This window comes from Frigoribacterium sp. MEB024 (genome assembly GCF_000878135.1).
GTDB lineage: Bacteria > Actinomycetota > Actinomycetes > Actinomycetales > Microbacteriaceae > Frigoribacterium.
Map to the genome: position 1 here is coordinate 1 of NZ_JXQZ01000023.1, position 15,749 is coordinate 15,749.

15 protein-coding genes are annotated in these 15,749 nt (G+C 73.2%); 7 read left to right on the forward strand and 8 right to left on the reverse strand.

What is annotated here, in order from left to right; translation table 11 throughout:
- Positions 1-94: 94 nt before the first annotated feature.
- A complete protein-coding gene (gene mtrA / locus SZ60_RS05220) occupies positions 95-775 on the reverse strand; it encodes an MtrAB system response regulator MtrA (protein WP_043594311.1) in 681 nt (226 codons plus the stop codon).
- A 149-nt stretch (positions 776-924) separates the two neighbouring features.
- Here mtrA and SZ60_RS05225 point away from each other — a divergent pair, with 149 nt between their 5' ends.
- The 5 genes from SZ60_RS05225 (at position 925) to SZ60_RS05245 (ending at position 6,268) form a co-directional block, all read left to right on the forward strand.
- The gene (locus SZ60_RS05225; protein WP_156155495.1) at positions 925-2,133 is read left to right on the forward strand and encodes a hypothetical protein; all 1,209 of its coding nucleotides are present in this window, start codon (positions 925-927) and stop codon (positions 2,131-2,133) included.
- Positions 2,130-2,768 carry a DUF4129 domain-containing protein gene (locus tag SZ60_RS05230; RefSeq protein WP_052505178.1) on the forward strand — a complete coding sequence of 213 codons (639 nt, stop codon included), beginning with the start codon at positions 2,130-2,132 and terminating at the stop codon, positions 2,766-2,768. Before SZ60_RS05225 ends, SZ60_RS05230 begins: the two co-directional genes overlap by 4 nt.
- Positions 2,765-3,949 carry a DUF4350 domain-containing protein gene (locus SZ60_RS05235; RefSeq protein WP_052505179.1) on the forward strand — a complete coding sequence of 395 codons (1,185 nt, stop codon included), beginning with the start codon at positions 2,765-2,767 and terminating at the stop codon, positions 3,947-3,949. Before SZ60_RS05230 ends, SZ60_RS05235 begins: the two co-directional genes overlap by 4 nt.
- A 70-nt stretch (positions 3,950-4,019) precedes the next feature.
- Positions 4,020-4,973 carry a MoxR family ATPase gene (locus SZ60_RS05240; RefSeq protein WP_043594313.1) on the forward strand — a complete coding sequence of 318 codons (954 nt, stop codon included), beginning with the start codon at positions 4,020-4,022 and terminating at the stop codon, positions 4,971-4,973.
- 2 nt (positions 4,974-4,975) lie between these two features.
- Positions 4,976-6,268 (forward strand): DUF58 domain-containing protein, encoded by a 1,293-nt coding sequence (locus SZ60_RS05245; RefSeq protein WP_043594315.1) that lies wholly within the window; start codon positions 4,976-4,978, stop codon positions 6,266-6,268.
- Between the two features lie 33 nt (positions 6,269-6,301).
- Here the strand turns inward: SZ60_RS05245 and SZ60_RS05250 are convergent, their stop codons facing one another.
- Positions 6,302-7,297 carry a stage II sporulation protein M gene (locus SZ60_RS05250; protein ID WP_043594317.1) on the reverse strand — a complete coding sequence of 332 codons (996 nt, stop codon included), beginning with the start codon at positions 7,295-7,297 and terminating at the stop codon, positions 6,302-6,304.
- An 18-nt stretch (positions 7,298-7,315) separates the two neighbouring features.
- Between SZ60_RS05250 and SZ60_RS05255 the strand changes: the two genes are divergently transcribed.
- The gene (locus SZ60_RS05255) at positions 7,316-8,200 is read left to right on the forward strand and encodes an RDD family protein (RefSeq protein ID WP_082059893.1); all 885 of its coding nucleotides are present in this window, start codon (positions 7,316-7,318) and stop codon (positions 8,198-8,200) included.
- A gap of 40 nt (positions 8,201-8,240) precedes the next feature.
- On the opposite strand, the gene SZ60_RS05260 is transcribed toward SZ60_RS05255, so the two are convergent.
- The 3 genes from SZ60_RS05260 to SZ60_RS05270 form a co-directional block, all read right to left on the reverse strand.
- A complete protein-coding gene (locus SZ60_RS05260) occupies positions 8,241-8,492 on the reverse strand; it encodes a metal-sensitive transcriptional regulator (RefSeq protein ID WP_233568399.1) in 252 nt (83 codons plus the stop codon).
- Between the two features lie 150 nt (positions 8,493-8,642).
- Positions 8,643-10,064: a phosphomannomutase/phosphoglucomutase gene (locus tag SZ60_RS05265; RefSeq protein WP_043594321.1), complete on the reverse strand. Its 1,422-nt coding sequence runs from the start codon at positions 10,062-10,064 to the stop codon at positions 8,643-8,645.
- Positions 10,054-10,266, reverse strand: a complete 213-nt coding sequence (locus tag SZ60_RS05270; protein ID WP_043594322.1) for a DUF3499 family protein — start codon at positions 10,264-10,266, stop codon at positions 10,054-10,056. Before SZ60_RS05270 ends, SZ60_RS05265 begins: the two co-directional genes overlap by 11 nt.
- A 71-nt stretch (positions 10,267-10,337) precedes the next feature.
- Between SZ60_RS05270 and SZ60_RS05275 the strand changes: the two genes are divergently transcribed.
- On the forward strand, positions 10,338-10,787 hold the full coding sequence (locus tag SZ60_RS05275; RefSeq protein WP_043594324.1) for a metallopeptidase family protein: 450 nt from the start codon (positions 10,338-10,340) through the stop codon (positions 10,785-10,787).
- An 87-nt stretch (positions 10,788-10,874) separates the two neighbouring features.
- On the opposite strand, the gene SZ60_RS05280 is transcribed toward SZ60_RS05275, so the two are convergent.
- From SZ60_RS05280 to SZ60_RS05290, 3 genes are all read right to left on the reverse strand, one after another.
- Entirely contained in the window at positions 10,875-12,290 is a 1,416-nt protein-coding gene (locus SZ60_RS05280) for a DUF5719 family protein (protein WP_156155496.1), read from the reverse strand.
- Entirely contained in the window at positions 12,283-15,114 is a 2,832-nt protein-coding gene (locus SZ60_RS05285) for a glycosyltransferase family 2 protein (RefSeq protein ID WP_043594328.1), read from the reverse strand. Before SZ60_RS05285 ends, SZ60_RS05280 begins: the two co-directional genes overlap by 8 nt.
- Before the next feature lie 167 nt (positions 15,115-15,281).
- A complete protein-coding gene (locus SZ60_RS05290) occupies positions 15,282-15,617 on the reverse strand; it encodes a WhiB family transcriptional regulator (RefSeq protein ID WP_167599050.1) in 336 nt (111 codons plus the stop codon).
- Between the last annotated feature and the right edge of the window lie 132 nt (positions 15,618-15,749).

A 15,749-nucleotide genomic window follows, 5' to 3' on the forward strand; every position in this document is an offset into this window, starting at 1 on the left:
AGGCCGGCGCGCGCCACGACCACGGCCCGCCCGACCGGGCGGGCCCGCCCTGGTCGGGCCCCGCGACCGTCGACACGAGCGCCACCCGACCGGGCTACGAACCCGCGCCGGCGCGGTACCCGACGCCGCGCACGGTCGTGACGATGCGGGGCGCGTCGGGGTCGTGCTCCACCTTCGCGCGCAGCCGCTGCACGTGGACGTTCACCAGCCGGGTGTCGGCTTTGTAGTGGTAGCCCCACACCTGCTCGAGCAGCATCTCGCGCGTGAAGACCTGTTGCGGCTTCGAGGCGAGCGCGAGCAGCAGCTCGAACTCGAGCGGGGTCAGGGCGATCGGCGTGTCACCGCGTCGCACCTCGTGTGCCGCGACGTCGAGGCGCAGGTCGCCCACCGTGAGCACGTCGTTGGTCGGCTCGGTGGCCGGGCGCAGCCGGGTGCGGATGCGCGCGACGAGCTCTTTCGGGTTGAACGGCTTGACGACGTAGTCGTCGGCCCCGCTCTCGAGACCCCGGACCACGTCGGCGGTGTCGCCCTTGGCGGTCAACATGATGATCGGCACACCGCTCTCGGCACGGATGAGGCGACAGACCTCGATGCCGTCGAGGCCCGGCAGCATCAGGTCGAGCAGGACGAGGTCGGGTGAGGCCTCGTGGAAGGCCTCGAGGGCACCCGCGCCGTCGCCGCAGAAGTGGGGGTCGAACTCGTCGGCGCGTAGGACGATGCCGATCATCTCGGCGAGCGCCGGGTCGTCGTCGACCACGAGGATGCGCGGGTTCATGTTCTCCGTCTGGGCTGGGCCGCTCGGGAGGCGGCACGTCAGGACAGATTAGTGCAGGAGGCGCGCATCGGCTGGCAGCGCCCGGTCCGGTGTGGAAACATGAACACACCCGTGAGGACGACCTCACGGTCAGGACGACCAGGGGGACCATGACCGATCCGAACGCCTGGAGCACACCGGGGGGCGACACGTCCCATACGCGCTGGGGCGAGCGCGTCGACCCGTCGTCCGACGGCTCCGCATCCGTGCCCGTGGCGCCCCCGGGCGGGTCCACCCCGCCGCCGGCCCCTGGCTGGGCCCCGCCGCCGAGACCCGGCCTCGTGCCGCTGCGTCCCCTGACCTTCGGCGAGATCCTGGGCGCCTCGTTCCAGGTCTTCCGCCGCAATCCGCGCACCACGTTCGGCACGGCCCTGTTGTCGCAGGTCGTCCTGCTCGTGGTGACCGTGGCGATCACCGGCGGCAGCGCCTTCCTCGCCTTCGGACGGGTCGAACAGGCCCTGCCCCGCGACCGTGACGCGGTGCTGGCCGGCGCCGTCGCCATCGTGGCCGCGTCGGCTCTCGTGCCGATCGCCCTGCAGGTGATCGTCACGGCCCTGCTCCAGGGGCTCTTCGTGCTCGAGACCGCTCGTCAGACGCTCGGGGAGAAGCTCCGACTCGGCGGCCTCTGGGCACTGGCCAAGGGCCGTCTGGGGACGCTCGTCGGCTGGTCCGCCCTGCTGACCGCCGCCTACGTCGTGGCGCTGGCCCTCGTGGCGGGCGTCGTCGTCGTGGGCGTGGCCCTCGGTTCGGGCCCGAGCATCGCCGTCGGGGTCGGGGTCGGGGTCCTGCTCGGGCTGGGCCTCCTCGTGCTCGGCGTGTGGCTGACCGTCAAGACCTGCCTCGTGCCAAGCGCGATCATGCTCGAGCGGATGACGCTCGGTGCGGCGGTGAGGCGCTCGTGGTCGCTGACCCGCGCCTCCTTCTGGCGGACCTTCGGCGTGATCGCACTCGTGTTCCTCATGATCCAGGTCGCCTCGCAGGTCGTCGCGACGCCCTTCTCGGTGTTGTTCAGCGTCCTGACCAGCACGCTCGCGCCGACGGGCGACGTGACCGATCCGACCTTCCTCGCCCTGACGGCGGGCACCTATGCCGTGACCCTGGGCATCACGGCGGTCATCGGCGCGATCGGCTCCGTCCTCCAGGCGGCGTCGGCCGGTCTCGTCTACGTCGACCGGCGCATCCGCACCGAGGGGCTCGACCTCGAACTCGTCCGCTACGTCGAGCGCGGGGGCCGGTCGGCCGAGGGGCAACCCGACCCGTACCGCACGCCCGAGGCCCCGCTCGCCCCGACGACGCACCCGGGAGCACCCCGCTGGTGAGTCCCCTGCCCTTCGCCGCGGGGCCCCCGCTGACCCCCGACGCCGACGACGCCCGGCGCGAGGTCCTGCGCGAGCTCACCGGGCCCGAGTACGTGGCGGCGCAACCGTCCTGGCTCGACCGCGCGGCGCAGGCGTTCTGGGACTGGCTCGGTTCCATCCGGTTCGGGGGGACGGAGGGAGCGCCGGCGGTCGCGGCGATCGTGCTGCTCGCAGTCGTCGTGGTGGTCGTCGTGGTCGTGCTGCTCGTCTACGGGGTGCCGCGGCTCAACCGACGGTCCGCCCGTGACCTCGTCCTCTTCGGCGACGACGACGTGCGTGACAGCGATGCCATGCGTGCCGCGGCCCGCGAGGCCGCCTCCCGGGGCGACCTGACGCTCGCCGTCGCCGAGGCCTTCCGGGCGATCGCCCGCTCGCTGGCCGAGCGGGGCGACGTCGCGGTCTCCCCCGGCACCACCGCCCGCGACGTGGCCCGCCGGGCGGGCGACGTCTTCCCCGACCTCCGGGCAGGGTTCGCCGACGCCGCCACCGCCTTCGACGGCGTCCGCTACCTCGACCGCCCCGGCACCGACGAGGCCTACCGGGCCGTCGTCGAGCTCGACCGGCGTGTGGCCTCGTCCCGGCGGGTGGACGCGTGACCGTCACCGCGCCCTCCGCCGAGACCGGCACGGTCTCGACCCCCACCGTCACGGCGATGCTCCGACGTGCCCGGTTCTGGGCAGCCCTCGCCCTCGTCCTGGCGCTCGGCGTCGCGGCCACAATCCTCGTCGGCTCGGGCTCGGGCGAGGGGCGCGCCCTCGGCCCCGCGAACGCCGCCCCCGGTGGGGCGAAGGCACTGGTGGAAGTGCTCGGCCGGCAGGGCGTCGACGTGACCGTGACGACCACCCTCGGCGACACCCTCGACCGGCTCGAGGCCGGCGACGGCACGCTCCTCGTCGACGACGCCTCCGGGTTCCTGGTCGGCGACCAGTGGCGGCGCCTCGCGACGGCGACCTCCCACCTCGTGCTCCTCTCCCCCGGGTCCGCCGCACTCGACAGGGTGGCCCCGGGCGTCTCGACGGCCGCCCCGGTCGAGGACGGCACGGCCGCGCCCGCCTGCACGTCGCCGGCCCTCGGACAGGCGTCCCGGGTCGACGTCGCGGGTGTCGCCTACGCCGTCGACGCCCCGGGTGCCGTCCGTTGCCTCCCGTCCGACGACGGTTACGGTCTCGTCGAGCTCGACGACGGTGGCACGAAGGTGTCCGTCCTGGGTGCCACGGGCGCGTTGACCAACGGCGCCATCGCGACGGACGACGACGCGGCCTTCGCACTCGCCCTGCTCGGCGGATCCTCCGAGTTGACCTGGTACCTGCCCTCGGCCGGCGACCTGCCCGAGGGCCAGGGCACGCTCGCCACGCTCACGCCTCCGTGGGTGACGCCCTCGCTGGCGGTCCTGCTCCTGGCCGGAGTGGCCGCCATGGTGTGGCGGGGTCGACGCCTCGGTGCCCTCGTCGTCGAGCGACTGCCGGTGACCGTCAAGGCGTCCGAGACCACCGAGGGTCGCGCCCGGCTCTACGAACGGTCCGGGCAGCGCCGCCACGCCCTCGACCAGCTCCGCATCGGCACGTTCGGGCGACTCGCGCGAACGACGGGCCTGTCGTCGACCGCCTCGGTCGACGAGGTCGTCGCCCGGGTGGCCGCGCTCACCTCGGCCGACCCGCGGGGCCTGCGGTACGTGCTCGTGGATGCCGACCCGGCCGACGACCGCGAGCTCGTCTCGCTGAGCGACAGCCTGCTCGACCTCGAGCGCGAGGTGCGACGGGCGGTGGCTCCGTCGTGACCCGACCCGCGCCTCCTGGGCCTCGTCCGTCCGTCCCCGCATCGATCCCCACCCCGGAAGTGACCACCAGATGAGCTCAGAACTGCAGCAGACCTTCGCCCGAGTCCGAACCGAGGTCGGGAAGGCCGTCGTGGCCCAGGACGGCGCCGTGACGGGCCTGATCGTCACCCTGCTGGCGCAGGGGCACGCCCTGCTCGAGGGCGTCCCCGGCGTGGCCAAGACCCTGCTCGTGCGCGCACTCAGCCACTCGCTGTCGCTCGACACCGCACGGGTGCAGTTCACGCCCGACCTGATGCCCGGAGACATCACCGGGTCGCTCGTGTACGACGCGAAGTCGGGCGAGTTCGAGTTCCGCGCCGGCCCGGTGTTCACCAACGTCCTGCTCGCCGACGAGATCAACCGCACACCGCCCAAGACGCAGTCCGCGCTGCTCGAGGCCATGGAGGAGCGCCAGGTCTCGGTCGACGGGGTCAGTCGCGCACTGCCGACGCCGTTCCTGGTCGCGGCGACCATGAACCCCGTCGAGTACGAGGGCACCTACACGCTGCCCGAGGCCCAGCTCGACCGGTTCCTGATGAAGCTCACCCTCGACCTGCCGCCGCGCGAGGCCGAGGTCGAGGTGCTGAACCGCCACGCCGCGGGCTTCTCACCCCGCGACCTGCGGGCCGCCGGCGTCACCCCGGTGCTCGGCCCCGACGACCTCGCCCGCGCACAGGCCGAGGTGGCCCGCGTCGGTGCCTCCCCCGACGTGCTCGCCTACATGGTCGACCTGGCCCGGGCCACACGCGAGAGCCCGTCGGTGAAGATCGGCGTGAGCCCCCGCGGGTCCACGGCCCTGCTCGCTGCCTCGAAGGCGTGGGCGTGGCTGACCGGCTTCGACCACGTCACGCCCGACCACGTCCAGGCCATGGCCCTGCCCGTGCTGCGGCACCGCCTGCAGCTACGCCCCGAGGCCGAACTCGAGGGCGTCGACGCGGACGGCATCGTCCGCTCGGTGCTGCAGCAGGTCCGGGTGCCGCTCTAGCCATGGCGATCACCGGTTGGTTCGTCGCGCTCGTCGCGCTCGGCGTCGTGCCCGTCGTCGTCACGGGCAGCGGATGGGCGATCGTGGGGTGGCTCGGTGTCGTCACCGCGCTGACCGTGGTCGACGTGGCTCTCGCGGCATCGCCCCGGTCGCTCACGATCCGGCGCGAGCTGCCCGGGGCGATCCGCCTCGGCGAGAGCGCGCCCGCCCGGCTGACCGTCGTGAACGACGGTCGACGCACCCTGCGCGGACTCCTCCGGGACGCTTGGCAGCCGTCGGCCGGCGCCACCCCCACCCGCCGCCGTCTCTCCCTGCGGCCGGGAGGGGCCGCCACCCTCGCGGTCACGCTGACCCCGTTCCGCCGGGGCGAACGCCGAGCCGGAGGCGTCACCGTCCGGACCGTCGGCCCCCTCCGGCTGGCCGGTCGCCAGGCGACGCACGAGGTGCCCGGCGCGGTGCGCGTCCTGCCGCGCTTCTCGTCGCGCAAGCACCTGCCCTCCCGTCTGGCCCGGCTGCGCGAGCTCGACGGCCGCACGAGCGTGATGATCCGCGGCCAGGGCACGGAGTTCGACAGCCTGCGCGAGTACGTGCGAGGGGACGACGTCCGTTCCATCGACTGGCGGGCGACCGCACGCCGCGACGACCTCGTCGTGCGCACCTGGCGACCGGAGCGCGACCGCCGTGTGGTCGTCGTGGTCGACACCGGGCGCACCTCGGCGGCCCGCATCGACGACGAGCCCCGGCTCGACACGGCCTTCGAGTCGGCCCTCCTGCTCGGGGCCCTGGCGTCGAGGGCCGGCGACCGGGTCGACGTCGTCCTCTTCGACCGCCGGGTCCGGGGCCGCGTCCAGGGCGCGACCGGGCCCGCCCTGCTGTCGTCGATGGTCGAGACGCTGGCGCCGGTCGAGCCCGAACTCGTCGAGACCGACTGGGCCGCCGTGCCGGCCCTCGTCCGGTCGGTGACGTCCCACCGGGCGCTTGTCGTTCTCGCGACGACGGTCGACAGCCCCGGTGCCTCACGGTCGATGCTCGCGGCGATCCCCCAACTCACCCGCCAGCACCTCGTCGTCGTGGCGTCGGTCACCGATCCGGCGCTCGACGAGACGGTCCTCCGACGCGGCACCCGCGACGAGGTCTACCGAGCGGCGTCGGCCGAACGCGCCCGGCTCGACCAGGGTCGTGTCGGTGCCGCCCTGCGTCAACTCGGCGCCGACGTCGTGACCGGCGCGCCGGCCGACCTTCCGCCGGCGCTCGCGGATCGGTATCTCGCGCTCAAAGCGGCCGGCCGCCTCTGACGCAGCGGAGGCGCCGGGGGCGATGACGCGGGATCAGTCGGCGACGAGTTGCGTCGCCCCGGCCTCGAACTCGTCGAGGTCGCCTGTCTGACCGGCCCGGTGGGCCCGACCGCCGAGCAGCCACTGGTAGGCCAGGAAGCCGAGCAGGGCCACGGTGCCGATCCCGATCTTGATCGGCCACGGCCAGGCCTGCCGGGTGACGAACCCCTCGATGACGCCCGAGACCAGCAACGAGAGCGTGAGTCCGACCGCGATGGTCACGAGTGCGCGTCCGTCCTGGGCCAACGCCTGCCCCCGCGTGCGGGCACCGGGAGCCACCCAGGACCAGAAGATCAACAAGCCAGCCGCCCCGGCGACGAAGATGCTGTAGAGCTCGAGCTGGCCGTGCGGGGCGATGTACAGGAAGAACTGGTCCAACCGCCCCTGGTCGGCCATGAGCCCGGCCGAGATGCCGACGTTCATGGCGTTGCTGAGGATCGCGTACGGCACCCAGACCCCGGTGATCCCGAAGGCCACGCACTGGGCCGCGATGTACGCGTTGTTCGTCCACACCTGGCCGGTGAACGAGGTCGAGGCGCTCTCCGAGTAGTAGTTCACGAAGTCCTGCTCGGCGAACTGCCGACGGAACTCCTCGCTGCCGAACGAGGCCAGCAACGCGGGCGTGTTCGCCGCCCAGACCGCGAACACCGCCGCGACGACGACGGTCACGAGCGTCAGCACGAGCGACAGCCACCGCACACGGTAGAGGGCGGCCGGCAGCTGCGCGACGAAGAAGGCGGGCAGTTGACTGAACAGGTTGCGGCCGGCTCCCGTGAACCGCAGGCGTGCGCGGGACAGGGACATCGAGAGGCGGTCGGCCACCACCGAGTCACCGGTCGCCGTCTTCAGCGCGGACAGCTGCCCGGCTCCGGACTGGTACAGGCGCACGAGCTCGTCGGCCTCGGGTCCGCTCGGTCGGTGGCGTCGGGCGAGGCGATCGAGCTCGGCCCAGTCGTGGCCGTGGGCGGCGGCGTAGGCGTCGATGTCCATTCTGCTTAGATACTAGGCATGTCCCGCACGAAGGCACGAGGCGCCTCCCCGGTGGTGCTGCGCCCCGACCAGGTCGAGGCCTTCGCGGCGGGTGGGGACGAGCTCGTCACGGGCGAGGCGGTGGCTCTCGACCTCCGGCCGACGAGCTTCGTGCTGCGGGCCGCCGGCGTGCTCATCGACTACCTGGCCTACGCCCTGTTGCTCGTCGGCGCGTTGCTGCTCGTCTCGCTGCTCAACGAGGGCGGGGTGCTGGACGACGCCCTGTCGCAGGCCTTCCTCGTCGCGTCGATCGCGATCTGCTTCATCGTCGTGCCGACGGTGGTCGAGACGGCGAGCCACGGTCGGTCCCTGGGCAAGCTCGCCGTGGGTGCGCGCATCGTCCGCACCGACGGAGGGGCGATCGGCCTGCGCCACGCCCTCACCCGGGCACTGGTGGGGCTGCTCGAGATCGTCCTGACCAGTGGCGGCCTGGCCGTCGTCGTCGCCCTGCTGAACGGGTCGTCGCGCCGCCTAGGCGACCTGATGGCCGGCACCTACAGTCGCAACGAGCGCGTGTCCAAGGCCGCTCACGTGGTCTACGGCGTGCCGTCCCACCTGCAGGGCTGGGCCGAGATCGCGGACGTCGGGCGCCTGCCCGACGGCCTGGCCCGTCGCATCGCGTCGTTCCTGCAGCAGGCCCCGCAGCTCTCCCCCGCCAGTCGACGACGTGTCGCCGACGACCTGGCGGCCGAGGCGACGCCGTACGTCTCGCCCGTGCCGTCGGGCGATCCCGAGTTCCTCCTGGCCGGGGTCTCGGCGCTTCGTCGTCAACGCGAGTCCGCGGCCCTGGCTCGTGAGTCCGCCCTGCTCGACCGCCTCACCCCGACCCTGACCGAGACCGTCCCGGGCTTTCCCCGGCGCTGATCGTCGTCGCCGTCGTCGCGGTGAACCGTGGCCCGCAGGCTCACGACCGGACGAGCCTCGCGATCGCCGCGGACGCCTCGCGCACCTTGGCGTCCGCGACGTCGCCTCCCTCGCGGGCGGCCTGGGCGACGCAGTGGGCGAGGTGGTCCTCGAGCAGCTGGAGCGCCACGGTCTCGAGGGCGCGAGTGGCCGCACTGACCTGGGTCAGCACGTCGATGCAGTACGTGTCGTCCTCGACCATCCGCTGGATGCCCCGCACCTGGCCCTCGGCGCGGCGCAGACGCTTGACGATCTGCTCTTTGTCGCCGCTGTAACCGACGTGCGTCGTCGTCGCGTGATCACCCTGCTGCGCCACCCGCGCCTCCTGCCTGTGTCGTCCGGTCGCCAGGATACCCCCAGGGGGTAACGAGCTCGGCTCCGCGGCCGCGGAGCCGGTCGACCGTCAGCCGCGGATCAGCCCGAGGACGTCGTCACGGACGCGCTCCATGCCACCGGGCGTCGCCGCCTCGGCGTTCAGGCGCAGCAGCGGCTCGGTGTTCGAGGGACGGACGTTGAACCACCAGAACCCGTCGTCGGACGTCCCGCTGACCGTGAGCCCGTCGAGTTCGTCGAAGTCGCCGACCCCGGCATAGGCCCCGACGATTCGGGCGTACGCCGCCGGCACGTCGGTGACGGTCGAGTTGATCTCGCCGCTCGCCGCGTACGGCGTGTACCGATCGGTCAAGGTCGAGAGAGGCTCGGTCTGCGCCCCGAACTCGGCCAGGACGTGCATGGCGGCCAACATGCCGTTGTCGGCGCTCCAGAAGTCGCGGAAGTAGTAGTGCGCCGAGTGCTCGCCGCCGAAGATCGCGCCGGTCGCTCGCATCTCGTCCTTGATCAACGAGTGGCCGACTCGGGTGCGCACCGGGGTCGCTCCGGCGGCCTCGATGGCCTCGGGCACCGCGCGCGACGTGATCAGGTTGTGGATCACCGAGATCTCGGCGTCGGGCTCGGCGGCGCGGACGCGGGCGATCTCGCGGACGGCGACGATCGCGGCCACGGCCGACGGGGTCACGGCGTCGCCCTTCTCGTCGACGACGAAGCAGCGGTCGGCGTCACCGTCGAACGCCAGGCCCAGGTCGGCCCCGTGCTCGAGGACGGCCTTCTGGAGGTCGACGAGGTTGGCGGGATCGAGGGGGTTCGCCTCGTGGTTCGGGAAGGTGCCGTCGAGCTCGAAGTACAGCGGGATGATCTCGATCGGCAGCTTCGGCAGACCCGCGGCCTCGCCCAGCACCGCCGGGACGGTGAGCCCGCCCATGCCGTTGCCCGCGTCGACGACGACCGTGATCGGCCGGATGCCGGACAGGTCGACCAGTCCACGCAGGTAGGCGGCGTAGTCGGGCAGCGCGTCGTGCTCTCGCACGGTGCCGGGTTCGGCGACGGCCTCGATGCCGTCGGCGAGGAACGAGGAGGCGCGGTCACGGATCGAGGACAGTCCCGTGTCGAGGCTGATGCCCTGGGCGCCGGCCCGACTCATCTTGATGCCGTTGTAGGTGGCCGGATTGTGGCTCGCGGTGAACATGGCCGCCGGGGCGTCGAGCGAGCCTGAGGCGAAGTACGACTCGTCGGTGGAGCACAGGCCGAGTGCGACGACGTCGGCGCCCCGGGCGCGGGCACCCCGGACAAAGGCCTCGGCGAAGCCGGGCGAGGAGTCGCGCATGTCGTGGCCGACGACCAGGTCGCGGCCGGCGCCCTCGATCTCGTCGGCGAAGGCCGCCCCGAACGCCTCGACCACCTCGTCGGTGAGTTGGCTGCCGACGAGCCCACGGACGTCGTAGGTCTTGACGAAGGCGGTCAGGTCGACGGGGGTGTTCTCAGAGGTCATGGCCCAAAACTACCCGGCGCAGGACCTGCCAGCCCTGCGGGACCGACAACGTGCCCGCGTGGCGGGCACAGAGGTCGTAACCGTGCGGCTCGACGCGGTCGCTCAGGGGACCGACGACGACCATCGAGTCGGCGTACACGTACGTCAGCGTCGCGACGGCCTCGTCGTGGCACGTCACCTTGCTGCAGGGTCGACCGTTCATCTGGCGGACAGACTATCGCGAGGTCCCCCGGGGGCCGACCCGCGCCTCCTCGGCGGGCCTACGATGGGCGGATGAGCAAGGCCCGCCGCGCACGCGTCACCGACCGGTCCCGTCGGCGCGACCGCCACGGACGCGGATTGCGGTCGTCCGCCGCCGGGCCCCACCTGCCCTTCCTGCGCACGCGGGTCGACCTCTTCGACGACATCGTCGCCGCCACCGCCGACTACTTGCGTGAGGCGTGGCCCGACGAACTCGCCGACACGTCGTTCGAGGTCGCCGGCCTCCCCGCCGAACCCGACCGCACCCGCGTCGAACGCTGGTCGGTCGACCGGGCCGCCGGCCGGGTGGTGCTGTACCGCCTGCCGATCGAACGACTCGCTCCGTCGCACGACCGACGGGGTGCCGCCGAGGACGAGTGGAACCACCGCGTGCTCGTCGAGGGCTACGTGTTCCGGGCCGTGGCCGACCTGCTCGGCAAGGATCCGTGGGAGCTCGCGCCCGATCGCTGGCGCGACGGCTGAACCGGGCCCGTCCGGCCTCGGAGCAGGCCGGGACGTCCCGGGACACCCGAAGACACCCCGGACGCCCGCGGGACGGCGCCCACGTCGTCAGGGGTAGACGGTCACGGGCGTCGACGCCGGGAACGGCGAGGTCACCGGCCAGGCGGCGATGGCCGCGGGTGACGAGAAGCTGACGCCCGCCCGCAGGCCGTCGGCGTCCTCGAGCCGGACGGCGTCGCCCGGGCCCACGTCGACGCCGACCGTCGACCCACCGGCCACCTCGACGTCCCGCTCGTCGCCGTCACCCACGGTGACCTTGGCCGTCACGGCGTCCTGATCCGGGTTGGCGAGCCAGAGGCGTCCGCCCTCACCGTCGGGCACGACGGCCCCGGTGTCACCCGAGAGGCGCGGCGACGAGGCGGCCCAGCTGAGGTCCACGCCCCCCGCGTCGGCGGCGACGGCGGAGGTCCGGGCGGCCACGGCCACGGCCGTGGACGACCGTACGGTGGCGGTGTAGACGCCGTCCTCGAGCCCGTCGATGGGCACGTCGGTGACGCGTCCGCCCTCGACCCGGGTCTCGAACGTGGTGCCGGTGCCGTCGTCGGTGGCCAGCGAGACGCTCAACTGCGCGGCGTCCTGGCCCGGGACGAGGACGCGCAGCACGGACTGGAGGTCGGAGGACGACGGGTCGGCCAGCGCACCCTCGAGGTTCGCCGAGTCGCGGACGACGATCCCCGTGACGACCGACTCGCGGGAGGGCGCGGCGGACCCGGTCACGATGTCCACGCCCCCGGGTTCGAGGGTCCGGACGACGCTCTGCTGGAGGGTGGCGACGATCTGCCCACCTCGACTCGTCACGTGGACGGCCGGCGAGACGAGTCCGGTGGCGAAGCCCGAGAGCGGCACCACCTTCTGGCTGCGGGGGGCGACCACGATCCCGTCGATTCCGGGGCCCTGCACCTCGCCGGTCTCGGACCGGATGTCGAGGTCGACGGTGGCGTTCACGTCGCTGGGGTTCACGAGGCTGATCAGCGAGACGCGCCCCGTCTCGGTCGAGCCGCCGATCAGCCACGTCGAGCTCGTGGGCTCGGTGCAGGGCGACGAGGCGAAGCCGCGCAGGTCGCCCTCGTCGACCGACTGGCTCTGGGCCGCCGCGACGAGGGGCACGTCGGAACCCTCGACGGGCGCGGTGACCACGGACGGCCGCGAGTCACCGCCGTCGGCACCGGCGAGCTCGTCCACGTCGACGTCGCCCTCGCTCGACTGCCGGGCGACGGCGGCTCGACCGACCGAACTCGCGGTCGTGGCCTGCTGACCCTCGGCGTCCGAGAGCTGCAGCAGCGCCCCGGTGCAGACCCGTTGCTGGTCGACGGGCACCGGGGTCACGAGCTGACCCGCCGGCACCGTCTCGAACGACGGCAGGCGCACGACGGCGGCACCCCCGACGACCGCGGCGGCGACGGCGAGGCCGACGACGCCGACCGCCACGCGTCCCGTCGTGGAGAAGACCGATCGCTTATTCATCTCGCTCCTCGTCGAAGGTCGTGGCGGGCTGCTCGGCCTCGGGCGTCCCGGCCCGGGATCGACGTCGTCTCGGCGACGTCGGGATGGCGAGCAGAAGGGCGGAGCCGAAGACGAGTCCCCAGCTGATCAGGACGATCGGACGCAGCGGCCCGGCAGCCGGACGCGCGTCGCGCTCGTCCTGTGCCTCCACGTAGCGCCAGAGGAGGCCGTTGGACGTGTCGCCGACGGGCAGGAAGTCGGCGTCGGCGTCGAGCGCCTCGCCCGCGCGCTGGCCGAGACGGTCGGCGTCACCGTCGTCGTCGGTGGCCGTCAACAGCACGAACCCGACGCCGAGTCGACGCAGGTCGTCGGTCGGGTCGAAACCGCTGCGACTGACGAGGTTCCCGGCCAGGACGGTGAGGTCCTCGTTGACCGAGGTGAGGCGCTGGGCGGTCGAGTCGAGCGTCGACTGGTCGTCGAGCGTCGCTCCCTGCCCGTGTTCGAGCGACACGGCGAGCGAGCCGTCCGGCTGGGGTGTGAGGACCAACGTCCCGACGTCGGGCGTCGCCTCGGCCTCGGCCGTGACGTAGGCCGACAGGATGCGGCCAGAGCTCGGGCGGACGTCGGCCACGGGACCGAACGAGGCGACGACGGTGGGGGCCGCGGCCGCCAGCGCGAGAACGGCGACCAGGGCACCGGCCGGTGGGGCGACCCTCGGCAGCCGGTCGAGGGTGACGGCCGCGGCGCCGACGAGTCCCAGCAGGTACAGGCTCAGTCCGCTGCCGGCCCAGATCGTGGTCGTCTCGCTGCCGACGCCCGTGATCGACACGTGGGTCGCGGCGACGGCGGTGAGGTAGCCGAGCAGGGCGAGTGCGAGGGCGGGGACCGCACGGCGCTGCGAGCCGACGAACGGTGAGGCCACGGCGAGCAGCGCCAACGGGGCGATCGCGACGGCGACCAGCACGGCGAGCGTGGCGGACGAGAAGCCCGTTCCGGCGATCAGGGCCGTCCAGCCGTTGAGACCCGTCTCGGGCGACGTGAGCAGCAGCTGCAGCGGCGACGCCGGGTCCGACCTCGTGGGCACCCCGGGGTCGGCGAACACGGCCCACCAGGTGCCCCGTTGCAGCTGCGTGACAACGAGCGGCGCGAAGAGGGCCACCGCGGGCAGGGGCACCGCGACGAGGCGATGGGTGCCGCGCGGGCGGCTGACGATCGATCCGAGCCAGCCGACGAGCAGGGCCGGGACGAGCGACGGTGCGGCGGCGGCGACGACGGCGAACAGCAAGGAGGCGGTGGCCCCGGCCGTCCACGACCTCGCGGCCCCGATCATGGCCCAGACCAGGAACGGCAGCGCCACGTGCGCGAGGACGGCACCCAGGTGGCCGGACTGGAGCCCCGAGAGCAGCGGTGACGAGAGCGCGTAGAGAGCGGCGGCGACGGCGGGCACCCAGCTCCGGCGGGTGACGCGGCGGGTGGCGAACCAGGCCCCGAGCGCGGAGAGCGGCAGGGCCACGACGTAGACCCCCACGACCACGGTCGACGGCGACCAGGGCGTCAGGCTGCCGAGGACGGCGACGAGAGCGGCGAACGGGTCGGAGGGCCCGAGGAACCCGGTGCCGATCTCGCGCCAGCCGTAGCCGACCGACGACCACAGCTGACCCACGGAGGTGCTGAGCGGCAGGAGCCCGCCACCCGTCACGGCCGGGTTGCCGAGCAGAGGCAGGAACGCGACCACGCCCACGACGGCGGCGACCAGGACGACCCAGAGACCGCCCGAGTGGACGAAGCTGGCCCGCGGATCGGGCGCGTCCTCGACGACGGCGACCTGGGCGTCCCGCTCGGTGACGCGTCGTTCTCGCAACAGTGCGCGCGACGCCCGCAGGGGCTCGACCGAGCTCCAACCGACGCTCTTGGTCCGGGCGAGGGCCCGGCGTGCGGCCCGCACGTGCGAGCCGCCGAAGGCAGCCCGGAACGCGGTGGCGAACTCGCCCACCACGGCTCCGGGGTTCTTGGTGAGGAGGTGCCACACGCTGCGCACGACCGCCAGCGGCACGAGGCTGAGCCAGTGCAGCGGCAAGAGGACGGCTGCCGAGTAGACGAGGCGCCGGTGCAGTTGGGCCGCGCGGTGGAGGCGCGCCCGACGCGCGTGACCGACGGGTCCGTGGCCGAACTCCTCGGGCGGTCCGGCGCTGTCGACCTTCGCATCGGGCACCAGCACCACGCGATGACCGGCGAGACGGGCACGGATCGAGAAGTCGAGCGCTGCGTCGACGTGCGGCAGCGCGGGATCGAAGCCGCCCAGCGCGGTCCAGACGGTGCGACGGACGAGCATGCCGCCCGCCGCGACGCCGAGCACGTCGTCGGTGACGTCGTGCTGGCCCTGGTCGAGCTCGTTCTCGACGCGGGCGAGCGACGCGCCGTACCGGGTGACGGTCTCGCCGAACTCGGCGATGACGCCGGGCTGGCCCCATCGCATCAACTTGGGCCCCGCGACCGCCACGGACGGCGACACCTCGACGGTCGTCATGAGGTGCTCGAGCGCCTCGGGTGCGGGCGCGTTGTCGTGGCCGAGCAGCCAGACCCATTCGTCGGGGTCGCCGTCGCCCGGGTCGGAGAGCCGGACGCCATGCGCGGCAGCGGCGCCGAACGTCTTGGCATCGGGCAGCGAGGCAAGCTGGGCGGCGCCGCTGAGCGAGAGCCGGCCCGCGGCCGAGTCCTTGCCGCCGGTGTCGACCACCACCAGCGCCTCGGGGGGCCGCGTCTGACGCGACAGCCCGTCGAGGGTTCGGTCGAGGTAGGTCGCTCCACCAGGGGCGACGAGGATCGCTGTGACTCTCGGCTGCATGACTCGTGCAGCCTAGGTCGCACCGACGCGGGCACCGGCTCGGCGCGCCGACGCGACGAGCGAGACGTGGCGACCCGCGCCTCCTGGTCCTCTCGACCCGGGCCCGGGACGACGAAACGGCACCGACCCGGAGGGGTCGATGCCGTCGAGAGCCGAGGAGGCGCGGGTCAGGCCCGCTTGCGGAGCTTGCGACGCTCGCGCTCGGACAGCCCGCCCCAGATGCCGAACCGCTCGTCGTTCTGCAGGGCGTACTCGAGGCACTGGGCCCGGACGTCGCAGGAGGCGCAGATCTTCTTGGCGTCCCGCGTGGAGCCGCCCTTCTCGGGGAAGAAGGCCTCGGGGTCGGTCTGGGCGCAGAGCGAGTCCGCCTGCCAGGCCAGCTGGTTCTCGTCGTCGGCGACGGTGGTTCGCGACGCCGACGATCCGACGCCGGGGACGCCCAGCTGGATCGGGTCGACGTGCCAGTCGTCCGGGACGCCGGCGCGGTTCTCGTGGATGCCCACAGCGCATCTCCCCTCGTGTCGATCGCCCGTGAATGTACGCGACAAGGTAATTACACCGGTGTCATTACCCATCCGTCAAGTCGAGGGCCAATAAACCCTCCACCCCCCGATCAGGGGCAAGGGGGCCCCGGC

Coding starts and splice junctions, on each gene's coding strand:
- mtrA (WP_043594311.1), bottom strand. CDS start 775: ATGAACCCGCGCATCCTCGTGGTCGACGACGACCCGGCGCTCGCCGAG.
- SZ60_RS05225 (WP_156155495.1), top strand. CDS start 925: ATGACCGATCCGAACGCCTGGAGCACACCGGGGGGCGACACGTCCCAT.
- SZ60_RS05240 (WP_043594313.1), top strand. CDS start 4,020: ATGAGCTCAGAACTGCAGCAGACCTTCGCCCGAGTCCGAACCGAGGTC.
- SZ60_RS05245 (WP_043594315.1), top strand. CDS start 4,976: ATGGCGATCACCGGTTGGTTCGTCGCGCTCGTCGCGCTCGGCGTCGTG.
- SZ60_RS05250 (WP_043594317.1), bottom strand. CDS start 7,297: ATGGACATCGACGCCTACGCCGCCGCCCACGGCCACGACTGGGCCGAG.
- SZ60_RS05255 (WP_082059893.1), top strand. CDS start 7,316: ATGTCCCGCACGAAGGCACGAGGCGCCTCCCCGGTGGTGCTGCGCCCC.
- SZ60_RS05265 (WP_043594321.1), bottom strand. CDS start 10,064: ATGACCTCTGAGAACACCCCCGTCGACCTGACCGCCTTCGTCAAGACC.
- SZ60_RS05270 (WP_043594322.1), bottom strand. CDS start 10,266: ATGAACGGTCGACCCTGCAGCAAGGTGACGTGCCACGACGAGGCCGTC.
- SZ60_RS05275 (WP_043594324.1), top strand. CDS start 10,338: ATGAGCAAGGCCCGCCGCGCACGCGTCACCGACCGGTCCCGTCGGCGC.
- SZ60_RS05280 (WP_156155496.1), bottom strand. CDS start 12,290: ATGAATAAGCGATCGGTCTTCTCCACGACGGGACGCGTGGCGGTCGGC.
- SZ60_RS05285 (WP_043594328.1), bottom strand. CDS start 15,114: ATGCAGCCGAGAGTCACAGCGATCCTCGTCGCCCCTGGTGGAGCGACC.